This is a genomic window from Sphingomonas sp. BAUL-RG-20F-R05-02 (genome assembly GCF_022662305.1).
Lineage (GTDB): Bacteria > Pseudomonadota > Alphaproteobacteria > Sphingomonadales > Sphingomonadaceae > Sphingomonas.
This window is the reverse complement of the sequence record NZ_JAKNQH010000001.1, coordinates 204,581-220,608: the sequence shown is the minus strand read 5'-3', so window position 1 is coordinate 220,608 and position 16,028 is coordinate 204,581. Positions and strand designations below refer to the sequence as shown.

The following is a 16,028-nucleotide window of genomic DNA, read 5'->3' as shown; positions in this document are numbered from 1 at the left end:
TCTCTGGAAGGCGGGTCAGTCCGTACGCGCTTTCATGGGCCACGCGTCAACTTGCACCCGGGATCACCAGACTAGCCGGGCAGCGGTTCCGACAATCGCGACGGCGATCGCCGGTGCACTTGCCAGCAACAATCGGCGGCGTGGCAGCGCATCGGCGACGACGGCAAAGGCGAGCCCGGCCGCAAGCATCGTCCAGAGATGATAGCGCAGATCCGACGCGACGCTCAGCAGGAGATAGCCGCCACCATATATCGCCGCCGACAACGCAAGCGGCATCGCCCCGGCCACGCGCCGTCCGGCCCACACCAGCCCAAGCGCGAGCGTGATCCAGCAGATCGGCCAACCGAGCGGCGTCCGGCATGTCTGCACCGCCAGCCAGTCGATCCAGCGTTGGGCCGGGTTCCGCGCGATGCGATAGCCCCAATCGTTCGGCGCGGACTGCGGCTGCACCGGACGTTCGACATCATGGCCGATGATGAAGCGCAGGTTGTTGTTGGCGTGCCGAAGGCGATGTTCGGCATAGGCGAGTGGATGCGCGGCGATCGCCTTCAGCCAGAACAGATAGGGGCTCTGGCGGTGCGCGGCGAAGGCGTCGCGAACGCCGGCAAAGCCGATCGGGCACGGCTCGGCCACCCACCAAGCGTAGCTGTCCCACCGCACCGGATCATAACAGCGGTGGTTGATCGCAACCGGGTCGGCCACCGCAAGCTGTGGAAACGCATCGACACCGCTTTGCTCGGTGATCCCGCCGAGGTCGAAAATGACCAGCGATAACGCGACGCCGCTCGGGCGCGCGCCGGTTGCTCGGTTGGCGAGCGGCATCGCCACCGCCAGCGCCAGCGCAGACACGACGATGCACGTAATCAGCCGCGTCGGCGTTCGCCGCCACGTACCCGGCAGCACCGCCACCAGCAGCGGCAGCGCGGCGAGCAGCGCGTTGAAACGCAGCGTCGCGGCAAACAACAGCAGCGCGATCGCAGCGCTGCGCAGCCCCCAGCGCCGCTCCTCACCGGCCCATGCCGTCAGGCCGGCGGCGGCGAGCAGCGCACCTGCCATCAGGCTGTCCTTGAGAACGGACCCAAGCGTCGCCAGCGCGAACGGCAACAGCGCGGGCAAGACGATCAGCACCGCGAGCCGCCGCCGACCTGCGCGCCACGCCGAGCCCGCGAGCAGCGCGAAACCCAACCAGTACAACCCGGTCTGAAGCAGCAGCATCGGCGCGGGGCCGGGCTGAAGCACGATCAGACGCCTCCACACCCACTCCATCGCGGGCGGATGCCAGTCATCGAATTGCCCACTCACCGCCTGACCGTATTGACGCACGGCATCCCAATACATGATGCCCGGCCAGTAGGCGGCAAGCTGAAGCGCGGCCACCAACAGCAGCACGGCGGCAAGCGTCACGCCACTGCGGCGGGGTCCGTCCGCCGTCATGCGGTGCGGCGTTTCGCGACGAGAGCACCGACCTCGCCTGCCTGCCACAGAACGATCGCCGGCACCCCGATCATCAAGTCGCGCGCGCGCTTGAGCAGCGACAATGCCAGTGCGGTGGTCGGCGGAAGACCGAATATCGGACCGATCAGCGCGTAGGCCGCCTCCTGGATGCCGATTGCACCGGGCACCGCGAAAGCGACGCTGCGCAAGGTGAAGATCAGCGCCTCGATCGCCAGCACCGCCCACAGCGGCAGGTGCGAGCCCATGAACCACAGCGCCACCCACGCACTTGCCGCGCTGGCAAGCCAGGCGGCGAGATTGAGCAGGAACGCGATCAGAATGCGACGGGGCTGGCGATACACCGCGTCAAGCTGCACCCGCACCGCGCCGACCGCCTCGGCAGAACCGGGAATCATGCGGGCCGCGATCGCACCGACCAGCCGCAACACCGGCCGCTGCCCGGCGACGAACACGATCATCAGCAGCGCCATCACACCCAGCCCGCCGATCGCAAGCGGCGCGATCCGCGCCGTTTCCGGCCCCGCCGTGAGCATCGCCAGCAAGGTTGCGACGCCGCCGATCGTAAACAGCAGTTGCGCGGCCATCTCCGTCGTCATGTCGGCGACCATCGACGCATAGACCACCGAATCCCGCACTCCGCGCGCGCCGAGCGTGCGTGCGCCGACGACCAGCCCGCCGAGTTGCGAGAACGGCAGCACGTCGGTCGCCGCCTCGCGCGCGGTGCGCGCCCAGATGAACAGCGGCAGCCGGCGCAGCGGCTCGCCCGGCGCACAGGCCAGCCACGCGCCCCCAAGGAGCAACAAAACGCCGAACGAGCACAGCAGAAACGCCGCCATGCCTACCCAGCCGATCGCCGTCATCGCGGCGAATACGTGCCGCGCGCCGACCGCATCGACCGTCCAGGCCGCGACGCCGATACCCGCCAGGGTCGCCGCCAGCAGCCCGGCGCGGGCAAAGCGGTTCATGCCGCCGCCGGGGTCTTCCGCATGAAGCGCAACACCAGCCGGATCATTCCGGGCACGAACTTGGGACGGATCAGCCGCGCGTCATAAGGTGCCAGCCGACGGTCGTTCTCGGACAAGCAGATCGCAGCCAGCTCGGGGAAGCTGACCTCCACGCCCAGGTCCTTAGAGCCGTTGAGCGTGAAGTTGTTCTCCTGCGCCTTGGTGCTGTCGCCCATGCCCTTGGCCATGTCGATCCGCTCCCAGAACAGGAACACCCACACCGCCCAGACCTTCAGTTCGAAATAGGGTCGCCGCCACCACGGCATGTTGCGCCGCCACCACGCCACCCAGTTGACGAAGAACAGGATGTGCCGCCCCTCCTCGCGCATCACCGGTTCAAACGTGTCGATCAGTTCGGGCGGGAAGAAGCCAGTGTCCTTGGCGATCTTGAACAACCCGAAGCCGAAGAAACTGTCGATACATTCCGAGAAACCCGAGCGCATGAAGGCCCATTCGGCATCCTTGGGCTTGATGTACGGCGGTTCGGGTTCGAGCACGATGCCGTAATGCTGGACCATGTCCGCAAGCACGATCTTGTGCCGCTTCTCCTCGAACGCGTCCATCTCGAGCGCGGTCTTCAATTCGTGATCGGTTACGAAATCGGCGAAGGTCTGCACGAACAGGCCGGTGCGGCCCTCCGTTTGCACCGCCATGTCCCAGATCGGCAGGGAGACAATCTTCTGGCGGGTTTCCTCCTCCAAGTCGGGCCAGTCGATCAGCGCGGGCGTGTACGGGTCGTGCGTGTCGAGCAGCGCGCGGCACAGCAGGATCTTGTGCGCCTCGCTGCCGAGCGGCACGCGCATGCCCGGAGGCGGGCCGGCGGCTTCGATTTTGCCGGGGATGTAATTCATCGAAGTTTGTTCCGTTTCACAGCTCGGCGAACCGCGCCAGTTTGATCCGGTCCCGCACGATGATCTCGCGCGCGACTGGATCGAGCAAAGCCGCCAATTCATCCTGATACTTATAGCCCGGTGCTGCCAGCGCATAATCGCCGGTGGCCGGGTGCAGATAGATCTCGCTGGTGCCCTCGGGTAGATGTTCGAGGATGCCACGCACGCGCGTACGCGTCATGGCGCCAGACCAGGCGAGGCCGAACACATGATCTGGCGCGGCCATGCCGGCGCGGCGCAGCTTGGCGCGGACGCTGCGCGCGAACGGGGCTGCGATGTCGACGCCTTTCACCGTCTCGACCTTGCGGATCACCGCGCGCGGCTCGGTCGGCGCGCGGCCCGCGCGCATGCCGAAGCGTTTACCCACCGCGATCACGGTGGAGGCGATCACCGGATGCATGTGCATATGCTTGTGCGAATCGACGTGATCGAGCGGCAGGCCGGTTGCATGGAACAAACCGAACTGCGCCTCGATCTCGGCGGTGAGTTGGCGTCGCACCGCCGGCCGCAGCAGAATCGCGATGCTGGTGCCGAGCGCTTCGATACGGAACTTGCCGTCCGCATCGACAAGATCGGGGATACGCTCGGGCGGTAGCGCCGGCGGCACCTCTGCAAGCGCGATGTGCAACCCCACGCCCAGCGTCGGCATCGTGCGCGCCCGCGCGACCGCGTCGGCGCACGCCTCGCCCGTCACCATCAGGCTGGTCGTGGTGAGGATGCCGTTACGATGCGCCTGCTCGACCGCTTCGTTGACCGGGATCGACACGCCGAAATCGTCGGCGTTGATGATGACCGTGCGCACGTTCGCGCCTCAGACCGGATCGAAGCCGTAGAATGCCGGGTCGGCGAGAACGACATCGGCTACGCGCGGCGCATTTGGTATGCCGATCCGCCGCAACAGCAACGTCATGGTCGCGCGGTCTTTCCCGCGCACCGCGCGTTCCCAATCCTCGAAAAGCCCGCGTGCCGCGAGCCGTTCGTTCACCGTCATTTCCGCAGCACTCATAGCGATACCAGACCCTTACGCGGCCTCTTTGCGACGGCGCAGGAAGTCGAAGAACTCGACACCTTCACGCAGGCGACGCTTCATCATATCCCAGTCGCGCAGCATTTCCCACACGATCGAGCCGATCTTGGACGGGCGGAAGTAGAACCGCTTGTAGAACTCCTCCACCTTCTCGAAGATCACCTTCGCATGCAGGTGCGGGTAGGACAATTGCGCGATCTGGTTGCCGTCGTCGGTCAACAGGCTGTTGCTGTTGTCGAACCACCCGTTCTCGGTCGCCTGCTTGTAGAGGAAGGTGCCGGGATAGGGCGCCGCCAGCGATACCTGGATGGTGTGCGGGTTGATCTCCTTGGCGTAGTTGATCGTCTCCTCGATCGTTTCCTCCGTTTCGCCGGGCAGGCCGAGGATGAAGGTGCCGTGGATGACGATACCGAGTTCGTGGCAATCCTTGGTGAACTGCTTGGCGACGTCGACGCGCAGGCCCTTCTTGATGTTATGGAGGATCTGCTGGTTGCCGCTCTCGTAACCGACCAGTAGCAGCCGCAGGCCGTTGGCCTTTAGGATTTCCAAGGTCTTACGCGGCACGTTTGCCTTGGCGTTGCAGCTCCACGTCATTGGGAAGCCGGGCTTGCCGAAGCCGAGCTCCCCGAGCGCAATGGCGATTTCCTCGACGCGCGAGTGAATGTCGGTCAGCGTGTCATCGTCGAAGAAGATCTCCTTGGTCTCGGGGATGTTCTCCATGATGTACTTCACTTCCTCGACCACCTTGGCGACCGACCGGCCACGGTAGTTGTGACCACCGATGGTCTGCGGCCAAAGGCAGAAGGTGCAGCGGCTCTTGCAGCCACGGCCGGTGTAGAAGCTGACGTACGGATGCTTGAGATAGCCGCCGAAATATTTCTCGATCTGAAGGTCGCGCTTGTAGATCGGCGAAACCATCGGCAGGACATCCATATCCTCGATCATCGCGCGGTTCTTGTTGTGGACGAACGAACCGTCCGGCGCGCGCCAGGTGATCCCGTCGACCTCGGCGAGCGGCTTGCCCTGCGCGATTTCGAGGATCGTGAAATCGTATTCCTCGCGCGCAACGAAATCCACGGCAGCGGTTGCGGCAAGGCTCTTGTCCGGCTCGACCGCGACCTTCGCTCCGACCAGCCCGATCAGCGCCTGCGGGTTGCGTGCGCGGATCAACTCGGCGCACTTCACGTCCTGCGCGAAGCTGGGCGTCGAGGTGTGGAGCACGATCAGCTCCATGCCGTCGACCTCGTGCTTGATGTCGTCCCACGACTGGTCGTGCGCGGGCGCGTCGATCAGCTTCGAGCCGGGCACCATGGCGGCGGGCTGCGCGAGCCAGGTCGGATACCAGAACGACTTGACCTCGCGCTTCATCTGATAGCGCGCACCGGCGCCGCCGTCGTAACCGTCGAACGAGGGGCCTTGCAGGAAAAGCGAACGCATCATGGTGAAGTCTCCGGGGCCGCAGCGATGTGGCCGTTTGGTCTTATTCTAAGCGTCGCGCCGCGCCAATCAACCGAGCGGACGAAGAAGCTGGCGCAAAACACCGCGAATCCGAAGATGTCGCGCAACGGCAACACCCAGAGCGGCGCGGGCCGCGCACCGGCAACCCGTTCGGCCGAAATTGCGGCGAAAAGGCGGACGGCGAGCGCGGCTATCGCGAAAATGATGCCGGCTGCCGGCCACCACAATGCGGCAAACAGCGCCACCGGTAGGGGAAATCCGACGATCATGCCGAGATAGGAGCAAAACGCCAGATCACGCACCGTCACCCCCCAGCGCAACTCGTGCCGCCACAGCGCGCGTGCCGAGCGTTCGTCGAATGCGTGGCTGACCAACAGCGGCGGCATCACTACGGACAAGCCGAGGCCGCGCACCGCCGCGCCGATCGCATAATCGTCCGCCAGGACGTCGGCGAAACGGGCGAAGCCACCGATCCGCGCCAGCGTGTCGCGACGCATCGCGATGGTCGAACCCATACACGGGCTGGCCAATTGGTTGACGACACCGAAGGTCAGCCCCGGGAGGAACTGCCAGTCGGTACCGGCAGCGCCAAGGCGCGACCAGAAACCGGCATCCCCTCGCCCGTGATAGGCACAGGTGGCGATCCCGACTCCGGGCGCATCGAGCGCGGCAAGCAGTTGCGCGACATAATCCCGCCCGACCGCGATGTCGCTGTCGCTGAGCATCACCACCGGGTGACGGATGTGCGGCTCCATGTTGACGAGGTTGGAGATCTTGCCACTCGATCCGTGGCGAGTGCCATCCAGAATCAGGTCGATCGTCGCGTTCGGGAAGCGGCGGCGCAGCGCCTCGACCACCGCGATCGCCGGATCGTCGGCGCGTTGCACGCCGCACACCATCTGCACCGGCCCGCCATGCGATTGCATCAGGAAGCTGGCGAGATTGTCGAACAGACGCGGCTCAGCGCCGTGGAGCGGTTTGAGGATCGTGACGCCGCCCCGCGTCGCGGCAAGCGGTGCGGGACGCGCGAAATAGCGGCGGAGCACGATCGTCGCGGCGAACGTCCAGACGATGCTGACCCCCGCCAGCGTGAGCGCCACCGATCCGACCAGTTCCGCGAGCATCGCCATGCCTGCGCCCATAGAGCCGTTTCGGATCGGTTGAAACAGCGCGGAGCGGACGTGTCGAAAACGTCATCTCTCCGTCAGGCACGCTTCACCGCCCGGGCCGTCGCCAGACCTGCCTTCCTTCCGCCACGACTTTCGGTAAAGGGGCGCGGATGGACAGCAGCGATCTGGTTCTCGTCACGGGCGTGTCGGGGTTCGTCGGCTCGGCCGTCGCGCGGCGGCTCGCGGCCGAGGGACGTCACGTGCGCGGGCTGGTGCGCGCGAGCAGCCCGCGCGCCAATCTCGTCGATTTTCCGGGCGAGTTGGTCGAGGGTGACGCGCGCGACCTCGCGGCAATGCGCCGCGCAATGACAGGCGTGCGCCACCTGTTCCACGTCGCCGCCGACTATCGCATCTGGGCGCCGGACCCGGAGGAGATCGTCCGCAACAACCTCGCCAGCACACGCAACGTGATGGCGGCGGCACGGGATGCCGGGGTGGAGCGGATCGTCTACACCAGCAGCGTCGCCACCCTCCTGCCCGACCCGGCGCGCCCATCCGACGAGACGCGCCCGGCCAGACCGGATCAGGCGGTCGGCGCGTACAAGCGCAGCAAGGTGGTGGCGGAACGGCTGGTCGAGGCGATGGCCGCGGAGGGGCTGCCGGTGGTGATCGTCAATCCTTCCACGCCAATCGGTCCGCGCGACGTGCGGCCGACACCGACCGGGCGGATCATCGTCGAGGCGGCATCGGGCAAGATGCCGGCCTATGTCGATAGCGGGCTCAACCTCGTCCATGTCGATGACGTGGCGGACGGGCATCTGCGCGCGATGGCGAAGGGCCGCACGGCCGAGCGCTACATCCTCGGCGGGCAGGACGTATCGCTCGGCACGATGATGGGCGAGATCGCCGCGCTGGTCGGGCGCAAGGCCCCGACCGTAGCATTGCCGCGCGCGCCGCTGTACCCGCTGGCGTGGGTGAACGAACAGCTTGCGCGGGTGACCGGCAAGGAACCGTTCCTGACGATCGACTCGCTCAAGATGGCCGGCCATGCGATGTATTATTCCAGCGCGAAGGCCGAAGCCGAACTCGGCTACCGCGCACGGCCGCACGTCGAAGCGCTGCGCGACGCGATCGACTGGTTCCGTCATGCCGGGATGATCCGGTGATCTGGCTGGGGTTGCTGACCGTAGCGATCTGGTTGGGCATAGCGCTCGGCCGCGACGGGTTCTGGCTGGCGCGCGAGCGGGACACGCTGCCGCTTGCCGAGCCGGCGCGCTGGCCCTCGGTGGTGGCGGTGGTGCCGGCGCGCGACGAGGCGGAGGTGATCGCGCAGTCGATCGGCAGCCTCGTTACGCAGGACTATCCCGGCGACTTCCGTATCATCCTGGTCGATGACGGCAGCAGCGACAACACCGCCAACATCGCGCGCGCCGCCGCGACGCGGCCGGGGCGACTGACGATCCTGCCCGGTGCGCCGCTCGCACGCGGCTGGACGGGAAAGCTGTGGGCGGTGTCGCAAGGCATCGCGGCGGCGGGCGATGCCGATTACCTGCTGCTCACCGACGCAGACATCGCGCATGACGCGGACACGCTGCGCAGCCTCGTCGCGCGCGCGACCGGCGATCGTCGCGTGCTGGTGTCGCTGATGGCGCGGTTGCGCTGCGTCAGTCTGGCCGAACGCGCGCTGATCCCGGCGTTCGTGTGGTTCTTCCAGATGCTGTACCCGTTCGGCACGGTGAACCGGCGTGGCCGTGGTCTCGGCGGGGCGGCGGGCGGCGTGATGCTGGTCGAGCGTGCCGCGCTGGAGGCCGCCGGCGGGATCGCGGCGGTGCGGGGCGCGCTGATCGACGATTGCGCATTCGGTGCGCTGATGAAGCGGCATGGCGACATCTGGCTCGGGCTGACCAGCCGCTCGCGCAGCGTGCGGGTGTACGACACGACCGCATCGGTCGCGGCGATGATCTCGCGATCGGCCTATGCGCAATTGCGCTACTCGCCGGTGCTGCTCGTCGGCACCACGCTTGGCCTCGCGCTCACCTACCTCGCGCCGCCATTGCTTGCGGTGTTCGCACGCGGCTATGCGCAGGCGCTTGGGTTAACGGCTTGGATTTCGATGGCGATCCTGTTTCAACCGATGCTGCGTTTCTACCGCCGTTCGCCCGCATGGGGCGTGGCGCTGCCGGCGATCGCGAGCTTCTACGCCGCCTGCACCCTGCTGTCGGCGTGGCAGCACGCACGCGGACGTGGCGGCATGTGGAAGGGCCGCGCACAGGCGGATCTCCACGCATGACCGGGGCCGCCGAACTCGCCTCGGGCAAGGGGCATAAGGACGAGAACTTCCCCGTCGCCTCCGTGCTGCTCAAGAAGGAACATCGCGCGCCGATCATGGCGTTCTACCGTTTCGCCCGCGCCGCCGACGACGTGGCCGACAATCCTGGCGCGAGTGCCGACGAGAAGCTGACGCTGCTCGCCGCGATGCGGGAGACCGTGACGGGGACGAGCGATGCCGATGCGCCGTCGGCAGCCCTGCGTGACGTCATGGCGGCCCGCGGACTCGATCCGGTTCATGCGCTCGATCTGCTCACCGCGTTCGAGCGCGACTGTACGATCGACCGCTACCAGACGTGGGACGATCTGATCGACTATTGCCGCTATTCGGCGATGCCGGTCGGTCGCTACGTGCTCGACGTGCATGGCGAGGATCGCAGCCTGTGGCCAGCGAACGATGCGCTGTGTGCAGCCTTGCAGATCATCAATCACCTGCAGGATTGCGGGAAGGATTATCGCACGATCGGCCGGGTGTACGTACCGCTCGCCGCGTTATCCGAGCGCGGCGGCGATGTGACCGATCTCGGGCGGGACGCCTCCACCCCTGCCCTGCACGACACGATCGTCGATCTCGGCGACAGGACGCTGGACCTGCTGGCGCGATCGGCCCGGTTTGCGCGCGGCATCCGCGACCGGCGGCTCGGCATGGAGGTGGCGATCATCCAGCGTTTGGCCGAGGACCTCACACGGCGTGTGAAGACGCGCGATCCGCTTGCCGAACGCGTACATCACACCAAAAGCGAGGCGGCGCGGCTCGCCGCCGGCGCGGCGATCGGCTATTGGATCAAGCGCGCATGAACGCCAAGAACACCCCCGCTTCGCTGCAATCGCAAGTGTCCGGCAGCAGCTTCTACGCCGGCATGCGCGTGCTGCCCAGGCCCGAGCGCGAGGCGATGTACGCGGTCTATGCCTTCTGCCGCGCGGTCGACGATATCGCTGACGACCAGCAGGGCGACCGCGCCAGCCGCGCCGTCGCTCTGGAGCAATGGCGCAGCGATATCGCCGCGCTTTATGCCGGACGTGAGCCCGGCCAGGCGGTGATCGTGGCGGAGGCGGTGCGCCGGTTCGACCTGCAACAGGATGATTTCCTCGCGGTGATCGACGGCATGGCGATGGACGTCGAGGCGGACGTGCGCTGGGTACCGTTCGAGACGCTCGATCTGTATTGCGACCGGGTGGCCTCGGCGGTGGGGCGGCTGTCGGTCAACATCTTCGGGATGGAGCGGGAAACCGGCGTAAAGCTGTCGCACCATCTCGGCCGGGCGCTGCAATTCACCAACATACTGCGTGATATCGACGAGGATGCCGCGATCGGCCGCGTCTATCTGGCGGGCGAGCATCTCACCGCCGCCGACATCCCGTTCACCACCCCGCTGCAGGTGGTGAACCATCCTCGCATCGACGCCGCATGCCGGCCGCTGGCGACGCTCGCGCACGGCCATTATGCGGAGGCGAACGCAATCCTCGCCAAGCGCCCGCGCGGACACCTGATCGCACCGCGCCTGATGGCGGCGGTCTACGCCCCGATGCTGACGCGGATGGAGCAGACCGGTTGGACGCCGCCGCGCACGCGCATCCGCACCAACAAGCCCACGCTGATCCTCACCGCGTTGCGGCTTTGGATGTTCCGGTGAGCCGCCGCGCGCGCGTAATCGGCGCCGGCATGGCGGGGCTGTCGGCGGCGGTCGAGCTGACGCGCGCCGGGTTCAGCGTGACGGTTTCGGACGGCGCGGCGCAGGCGGGCGGGCGTTGCCGCAGCTACCACGACCCGCAACTCGACCGGGTGATCGACAACGGTAACCACCTCGTCCTGTCGGGCAACGCGGCGGTGGCGGGTTACCTCGCCACGATCGGCGCGAGCGAGCGCCTCGCCGGACCGGACCAGGCCGAATTCACCTTTGCCGACCGCCGCACCGGCGAGCGATGGCGCTTCCGTCCAAGCAAAGGGCGGCTGCCGTGGTGGATCTTTTCAAAGGCACGGCGTGTGCCCGGCACGCGCGCGACCGACTATTTGCGACTCGCCGCGCTGACCCGGGCAGCACCGGGCCAGACCGTCGCCGACCGTACCGATACGCATGGCGTGCTATGGGATCGGCTGCTCGAACCGGTGCTGCTTGCCGCGCTCAACACCGCGCCCGCGGAGGGCGACGCGACGCTGACCGCCGCGATCATCAACCAGACGCTCGGGCGCGGTGGCCACGCAATGCGCCCGCGGATCGCCGAGCCGACGCTTACCGCCGCCTTCGTCGATCCCGCGCTCGATTGGCTCGCGCGTAACCACACCAGCGTCACGCTGAAGCAGCGCCTGCGTACGCTCCGTTTCGAGAACGATCGCGTGGTCGCACTCGATTTCGGCGGCGGCGAGGAAGCGGTCGCATCGGACGAGACGGTCATCCTAGCGGTGCCGCCGTGGATCGCGGAAACGCTCGTGCCGGACCTGACCGTGCCCAACGATTACCGCGCGATCGTCAACGCCCACTTCGCCTATGTGCCGCCCGCCGGTGCGACGCCGATGATCGGCGTGATCGGTGGCACAGCGGAGTGGATTTTCGCCTTTTCGGACCGCCTGTCGGTGACGGTGAGTGCGGCCGATCACATGATCGACACCGATCGCGCCGAACTCGCCGCCGCGTTCTGGGCAGACATCGCCGCGATCCATAACCTTCCGCCCGAGCTGCCCCGGTGGCAGATCGTGAAGGAAAAACGCGCCACCTTCGCCGCGACACCGCATCAGGAACGCCGCCGCCCACCTGCGGCGACCCGCTGGCGTAACCTGTTCCTCGCCGGCGACTGGACGCAGACCGGCCTGCCCTCCACCATCGAGGGCGCGCTGCAATCCGGCGTGACTGCCGCGCGCTTGGCGCAGGCCGCGCGGCTGATATAGGCGCGCATCATGGCTACCGTTTTAGAAACGCCCGACCTCGTCACGCTTGCGGACCGCGCCACCAGCCGCGCGGCGGAGGCACTTGCCGCCGCGCAGAAGGCGGACGGGCATTGGGTGTTCGAGCTCGAGGCCGACGCGACGATCCCGGCCGAATATGTGCTGCTGCGCCACTATCTCGGCGAGCCGCGCGCGGTCGATCTCGAGGCGAAGATCGGCCGTTACCTACGCCGCATCCAGGGGGCGCATCACGGCTGGCCGCTGTTCCACGGCGGCGCGTTCGACGTCAGCGCGACCATCAAGGCCTATTACGCGCTGAAGATGATCGGCGACGACATTGACGCGCCACATATGGCGTCGGCGCGGGCCGCGATCCTGGCGGCAGGCGGTGCGGAGGCGGCCAACGTATTCACGCGCATTCAGCTTGCGTTGTTCGGGGCCGGACCGTGGTCGGCGGTTCCTACCCTGCCCGTCGAACTGATCCTGCTGCCGCGCTGGTTTCCAGTGCATCTGTCAAAGATGTCGTACTGGGCGCGCACCGTTATTGTTCCCCTGCTGGTCCTGTCGGTAAAGCGGCCGCTGGCGCGCAACCCGCGCGGTATCAAGGTCGACGAACTCTACACCGGCACGCCAAAGCCCCCGGAGAGCAAGGCCGCCGAGACCAAGCGGGTATGGACGGCGTTCTTCAACGGGCTTGACGTGGTGCTGAAGGGTGTCGACCGGCTCTGGCCGAAGCGCACACGCGAACGCGCCATCCAGGCCTGTGTCGACTTTACCGTCGAGCGGCTGAACGGTGAGGATGGTCTCGGCGCGATCTACCCGGCAATGGCGAACAGTCTGATGATGTTCGATTGCCTCGGCTATCCGGAGGATCATCCGCACCGTGCGATCGCGCGACAGTCGGTCGAGAAGCTGCTCGTCGTCAAGGACGACGAGGCGTATTGCCAGCCGTGCGTCTCCCCGGTGTGGGATACGGCACTTGCCGCGCACGCGATGCTGGAGGCGGGCGGCGCGGAGAACGAGGCGCGTGCCGATGCGGCGCTGGAATGGCTGCGGCCGTTACAGGTGCTCGATGTGAAGGGCGATTGGGCGGATGTGCGGCCGGACGTCCGTCCGGGCGGCTGGGCGTTCCAGTATAACAACGCGCATTACCCCGATCTCGACGATACCGCCGTGGTGGTGATGGCGATGGACCGGGCCGCTGCGCGGTCCGGCGCGGATTACCGCATGGCGGTGGACCGCGCCGTCGAGTGGACGGTCGGCTTGCAGAGCAAGGGCGGCGGCTGGGGCGCGTTCGATGCCGACAACCACCATCATTATCTCAACAACATCCCCTTCGCAGATCACGGCGCGCTGCTCGATCCGCCGACCAGCGACGTGTCGGCGCGGGTGGTGTCGATGCTCGGCCAATTGGGCGAACCGCTCGACACGCCTCGCATGGCCGAGGCGCTCGACTTTCTGGAGCGCGAACAGATGCCGGAAGGGAGCTGGTTCGGGCGCTGGGGGGTGAACTACATCTACGGTACATGGTCGGTGCTGTGCGCGCTGAACGCCGCCGGCGTCGACCCGCAATCGGCGATGGTGCGCAAGGCGGTGGCGTGGCTGGTCACGATCCAGAACGCGGATGGCGGCTGGGGCGAGGATTGCGACAGTTACGATCTTGCCTACCGGGGCCACACCCCCGCCCCCTCCACCGCATCGCAGACCGGCTGGGCATTGCTCGCGCTGATGGCGGCGGGTGAGGTCGACGGTGCGGCGGTGGATCGCGGCGTGCGCTACCTCGCGGAGACGCAGGATGCGGACGGTCTGTGGGGACAGGAGATGTATACCGGCGGTGGTTTCCCGCGCGTGTTTTACCTGCGATACCACGGCTACCCCAAGTATTTCCCGCTGTGGGCGCTGGCGCGGTACCGCAATCTGAAGCGCTCCAACCAACGGCGCGTGTCGGTGGGGATGTGACGCTGCTCGTCGCCTGCGGGCTGACGCGCGAGGCGGGGATCATCCGACGGGTGGGTGTGATCCCGCTCGCAGGTGGCGGCGATCCCGCGCGGCTTGAGGCGCTGCTCGAAGATGCGATCGCCACCTTCGGACCGTTCTCAGGTGTGGTGTCGAGCGGGGTCGCGGGCGGGCTCGACCCGGCGTTGCGGCCGGGGGACGTGGTAATCGGTACGCTCGCCGCCTCCGGGTCAAGCAGTGGCCGGGAGAGCACGTTGGTGGAAGCACTACGCGCGCGTCTGCCCGGGGCGCATGTCGGCACGATTGCGGGTAGCGACACGATCGCCGCCACGCTCGACCAGAAGCATGCGCTTCGTAGCAGCACCGGGGCGATCGCTGTCGATATGGAATCGCACATCGCCGCGCGCGTGGCGGCGCGTCATGCGCTGCCGTTCGCGATCATCCGCGCGATCTCCGACGGTGCCGACCATGTCCTGCCGCCCGCCGCGCTGGTGGGCATGAAGCCAGATGGCGGCATGGCGCTTGGCAAGGTGCTGGCATCGCTCGCGCGGCGCCCCACGCAGATGCGCGCGCTGGTCCGTACCGGACGAGATGCCGGGCGGGCGTTCAGCGCGCTATCGCGGAGCTGGGCGGCGCTGGGTGATGTCGGAGGAGAAGAGCGGGATCGGGCTTAGCGCCGCCCCGTCATCGTTCGGGACTTTTGGGAACCGGCCAATCCCAACCGACCGGCAAGACGGCGGCCCGACCTCGAAGGGGCGGGCCGTCGCTATCAGGCGACCTTCTGCACCCGCTTGAAGCCGGTCGGGTCCGCCGCCTGGATCTTCGCCAACTCACGCTCGACATGGGTCGAGTGGACGTCCTCGGCAGGACGGGCACGCGACAGATCGATGTCGGGCGCCATCGGCCCTTCGGTGCGGATGCCCTTGCGGCCGACGTTGAACATCGCGAGCGGATTGCGGATCGACTCGCTTGCCGCAGTACCCTCGAATCCGCAATGCACCATGCAGTTCGAGCATTTCTCGTACTTGCCGACGCCGTACTGATCCCAGTCGGTACCTTCCATCAGTTCCGAGAAGGTCGGCACATAGCCTTCGCCGACGAGGTAGCAGGGCTTCTGCCAGCCGAACACGGTGCGCAGCGGCATCGACCACGGCGTGCATTCGTACGAGCGGTTGCCGGCGAGGAAATCGAGGAAGAGCGGCGAGTTGGTGAAGGTCCACGCCTTGCCGCCGTCACCGCGCCGGAACACGTCACGGAAGAAGGTCTTGGTGCGTTCGCGGGTCAGGAAGTGCTCCTGGTCCGCAGCGCGCTCGTAGGAATATCCAGGCGAGAGCGTGATTTCGATACCACGCTTTTCCATCTCGTCGAAGAATGACGCGAGTCGTGCCGGGTCGGCGCCGTCGAACACCGTGCAGTTGACCTGCACGCGGAAGCCCTTCGACTTCGCCAGTTCGATCGCCTCGACCGCGACCTCGTAGGTGCCGTCCTGATCGACCGCGTGATCGTGCATGCCCTTGTCGCCATCGAGATGGATCGACCAGGTAAAGAAGTTTGACGGCTTGTAGTCGTTGATCTTCTTCTTGAGCAGCAGTGCGTTAGTGCACAGGATCACGAACTTTTTCTTCGCGATATAGCCTTCGACGATGCGCGGCATGTCGCGATGCAGCAGCGGCTCACCACCGGCGATCGAGACGGCTGGCGCACCGCAGTCGTCGATCGCCTCCATGCACTGCTCGTAGCTCAGGCGCTGGTTGAGGATCGCGTCAGGATAGTCGATCTTGCCGCAGCCGGGGCAGGCAAGGTTGCAGCGCAGCAGCGGCTCCAGCATCAGCACGAGCGGATATTTACCCCCGCCAATATGCTTGCGCAGCGTATAGCTGCCGATGCGGGCGAGCGCGGGAAGCGGAAGGCTCATATATC

15 protein-coding genes are annotated in these 16,028 nt (G+C 66.8%); 7 read left to right on the top strand and 8 right to left on the bottom strand.

Annotation, left to right across the window (positions count from 1 at the left end):
• Window positions 1–63: 63 nt before the first annotated feature.
• From L8F97_RS01030 to hpnI, 7 genes are read right to left on the bottom strand one after another with little or no spacing between them, the layout of a single operon-like run.
• Entirely contained in the window at window positions 64–1,434 is a 1,371-nt protein-coding gene (locus L8F97_RS01030) for a hypothetical protein (RefSeq protein WP_242146143.1), read from the bottom strand.
• Window positions 1,431–2,420, bottom strand: a complete 990-nt coding sequence (locus L8F97_RS01025; protein ID WP_242146142.1) for a lysylphosphatidylglycerol synthase domain-containing protein — start codon at window positions 2,418–2,420, stop codon at window positions 1,431–1,433. Before L8F97_RS01025 ends, L8F97_RS01030 begins: the two co-directional genes overlap by 4 nt.
• Window positions 2,417–3,310, bottom strand: coding sequence for a ferritin-like domain-containing protein (locus L8F97_RS01020; protein ID WP_242146141.1), 894 nt, complete (start codon window positions 3,308–3,310; stop codon window positions 2,417–2,419). The genes L8F97_RS01025 and L8F97_RS01020 overlap by 4 nt, the downstream gene beginning before the upstream one ends.
• A gap of 16 nt (window positions 3,311–3,326) precedes the next feature.
• Window positions 3,327–4,151: a hopanoid biosynthesis-associated protein HpnK gene (hpnK, locus tag L8F97_RS01015; protein ID WP_242146140.1), complete on the bottom strand. Its 825-nt coding sequence runs from the start codon at window positions 4,149–4,151 to the stop codon at window positions 3,327–3,329.
• 9 nt (window positions 4,152–4,160) lie between these two features.
• Complete coding sequence (locus tag L8F97_RS01010) at window positions 4,161–4,355, bottom strand: hypothetical protein (RefSeq protein ID WP_242146139.1); 195 nt, start codon at window positions 4,353–4,355, stop codon at window positions 4,161–4,163.
• 15 nt (window positions 4,356–4,370) lie between these two features.
• Window positions 4,371–5,816: a hopanoid biosynthesis associated radical SAM protein HpnJ gene (gene hpnJ / locus L8F97_RS01005; RefSeq protein ID WP_242146138.1), complete on the bottom strand. Its 1,446-nt coding sequence runs from the start codon at window positions 5,814–5,816 to the stop codon at window positions 4,371–4,373.
• Window positions 5,813–6,964 carry a bacteriohopanetetrol glucosamine biosynthesis glycosyltransferase HpnI gene (gene hpnI / locus L8F97_RS01000; RefSeq protein ID WP_242146137.1) on the bottom strand — a complete coding sequence of 384 codons (1,152 nt, stop codon included), beginning with the start codon at window positions 6,962–6,964 and terminating at the stop codon, window positions 5,813–5,815. Before hpnI ends, hpnJ begins: the two co-directional genes overlap by 4 nt.
• Before the next feature lie 149 nt (window positions 6,965–7,113).
• On the opposite strand from hpnI, the gene hpnA reads away from it, so the two are divergent.
• The 7 genes from hpnA to L8F97_RS00965 are packed head-to-tail and all read left to right on the top strand — an operon-like array spanning window position 7,114 to window position 14,782.
• On the top strand, window positions 7,114–8,109 hold the full coding sequence (hpnA, locus tag L8F97_RS00995) for a hopanoid-associated sugar epimerase (protein ID WP_242146136.1): 996 nt from the start codon (window positions 7,114–7,116) through the stop codon (window positions 8,107–8,109).
• On the top strand, window positions 8,106–9,233 hold the full coding sequence (locus L8F97_RS00990) for a glycosyltransferase (RefSeq protein ID WP_242146135.1): 1,128 nt from the start codon (window positions 8,106–8,108) through the stop codon (window positions 9,231–9,233). The genes hpnA and L8F97_RS00990 overlap by 4 nt, the downstream gene beginning before the upstream one ends.
• Window positions 9,230–10,069: a squalene synthase HpnC gene (gene hpnC / locus L8F97_RS00985; RefSeq protein ID WP_242146134.1), complete on the top strand. Its 840-nt coding sequence runs from the start codon at window positions 9,230–9,232 to the stop codon at window positions 10,067–10,069. The genes L8F97_RS00990 and hpnC overlap by 4 nt, the downstream gene beginning before the upstream one ends.
• A complete protein-coding gene (gene hpnD / locus L8F97_RS00980) occupies window positions 10,066–10,905 on the top strand; it encodes a presqualene diphosphate synthase HpnD (RefSeq protein WP_242146133.1) in 840 nt (279 codons plus the stop codon). Before hpnC ends, hpnD begins: the two co-directional genes overlap by 4 nt.
• Window positions 10,902–12,155, top strand: a complete 1,254-nt coding sequence (gene hpnE / locus L8F97_RS00975) for a hydroxysqualene dehydroxylase HpnE (RefSeq protein WP_313931874.1) — start codon at window positions 10,902–10,904, stop codon at window positions 12,153–12,155. The genes hpnD and hpnE overlap by 4 nt, the downstream gene beginning before the upstream one ends.
• A 9-nt stretch (window positions 12,156–12,164) precedes the next feature.
• On the top strand, window positions 12,165–14,111 hold the full coding sequence (gene shc, locus L8F97_RS00970) for a squalene--hopene cyclase (protein WP_242146132.1): 1,947 nt from the start codon (window positions 12,165–12,167) through the stop codon (window positions 14,109–14,111).
• Entirely contained in the window at window positions 14,108–14,782 is a 675-nt protein-coding gene (locus L8F97_RS00965) for a phosphorylase (RefSeq protein ID WP_242146131.1), read from the top strand. Before shc ends, L8F97_RS00965 begins: the two co-directional genes overlap by 4 nt.
• A 95-nt stretch (window positions 14,783–14,877) precedes the next feature.
• Here the strand turns inward: L8F97_RS00965 and hpnH are convergent, their stop codons facing one another.
• The gene (hpnH, locus tag L8F97_RS00960; RefSeq protein ID WP_242146130.1) at window positions 14,878–16,023 is read right to left on the bottom strand and encodes an adenosyl-hopene transferase HpnH; all 1,146 of its coding nucleotides are present in this window, start codon (window positions 16,021–16,023) and stop codon (window positions 14,878–14,880) included.
• Window positions 16,024–16,028 lie beyond the last annotated feature (5 nt).

What these genes read in the sequence shown, in the direction of transcription:
- hpnI (WP_242146137.1), bottom strand. Translation starts at nt 6,964, where the DNA reads ATGGCGATGCTCGCGGAACTGGTCGGATCGGTGGCGCTCACGCTGGCG.
- hpnH (WP_242146130.1), bottom strand. Translation starts at nt 16,023, where the DNA reads ATGAGCCTTCCGCTTCCCGCGCTCGCCCGCATCGGCAGCTATACGCTG.
- hpnD (WP_242146133.1), top strand. Translation starts at nt 10,066, where the DNA reads ATGAACGCCAAGAACACCCCCGCTTCGCTGCAATCGCAAGTGTCCGGC.
- hpnC (WP_242146134.1), top strand. Translation starts at nt 9,230, where the DNA reads ATGACCGGGGCCGCCGAACTCGCCTCGGGCAAGGGGCATAAGGACGAG.
- hpnA (WP_242146136.1), top strand. Translation starts at nt 7,114, where the DNA reads ATGGACAGCAGCGATCTGGTTCTCGTCACGGGCGTGTCGGGGTTCGTC.
- hpnJ (WP_242146138.1), bottom strand. Translation starts at nt 5,816, where the DNA reads ATGATGCGTTCGCTTTTCCTGCAAGGCCCCTCGTTCGACGGTTACGAC.
- L8F97_RS01020 (WP_242146141.1), bottom strand. Translation starts at nt 3,310, where the DNA reads ATGAATTACATCCCCGGCAAAATCGAAGCCGCCGGCCCGCCTCCGGGC.
- L8F97_RS01025 (WP_242146142.1), bottom strand. Translation starts at nt 2,420, where the DNA reads ATGAACCGCTTTGCCCGCGCCGGGCTGCTGGCGGCGACCCTGGCGGGT.
- shc (WP_242146132.1), top strand. Translation starts at nt 12,165, where the DNA reads ATGGCTACCGTTTTAGAAACGCCCGACCTCGTCACGCTTGCGGACCGC.
- L8F97_RS01030 (WP_242146143.1), bottom strand. Translation starts at nt 1,434, where the DNA reads ATGACGGCGGACGGACCCCGCCGCAGTGGCGTGACGCTTGCCGCCGTG.
- L8F97_RS01010 (WP_242146139.1), bottom strand. Translation starts at nt 4,355, where the DNA reads ATGAGTGCTGCGGAAATGACGGTGAACGAACGGCTCGCGGCACGCGGG.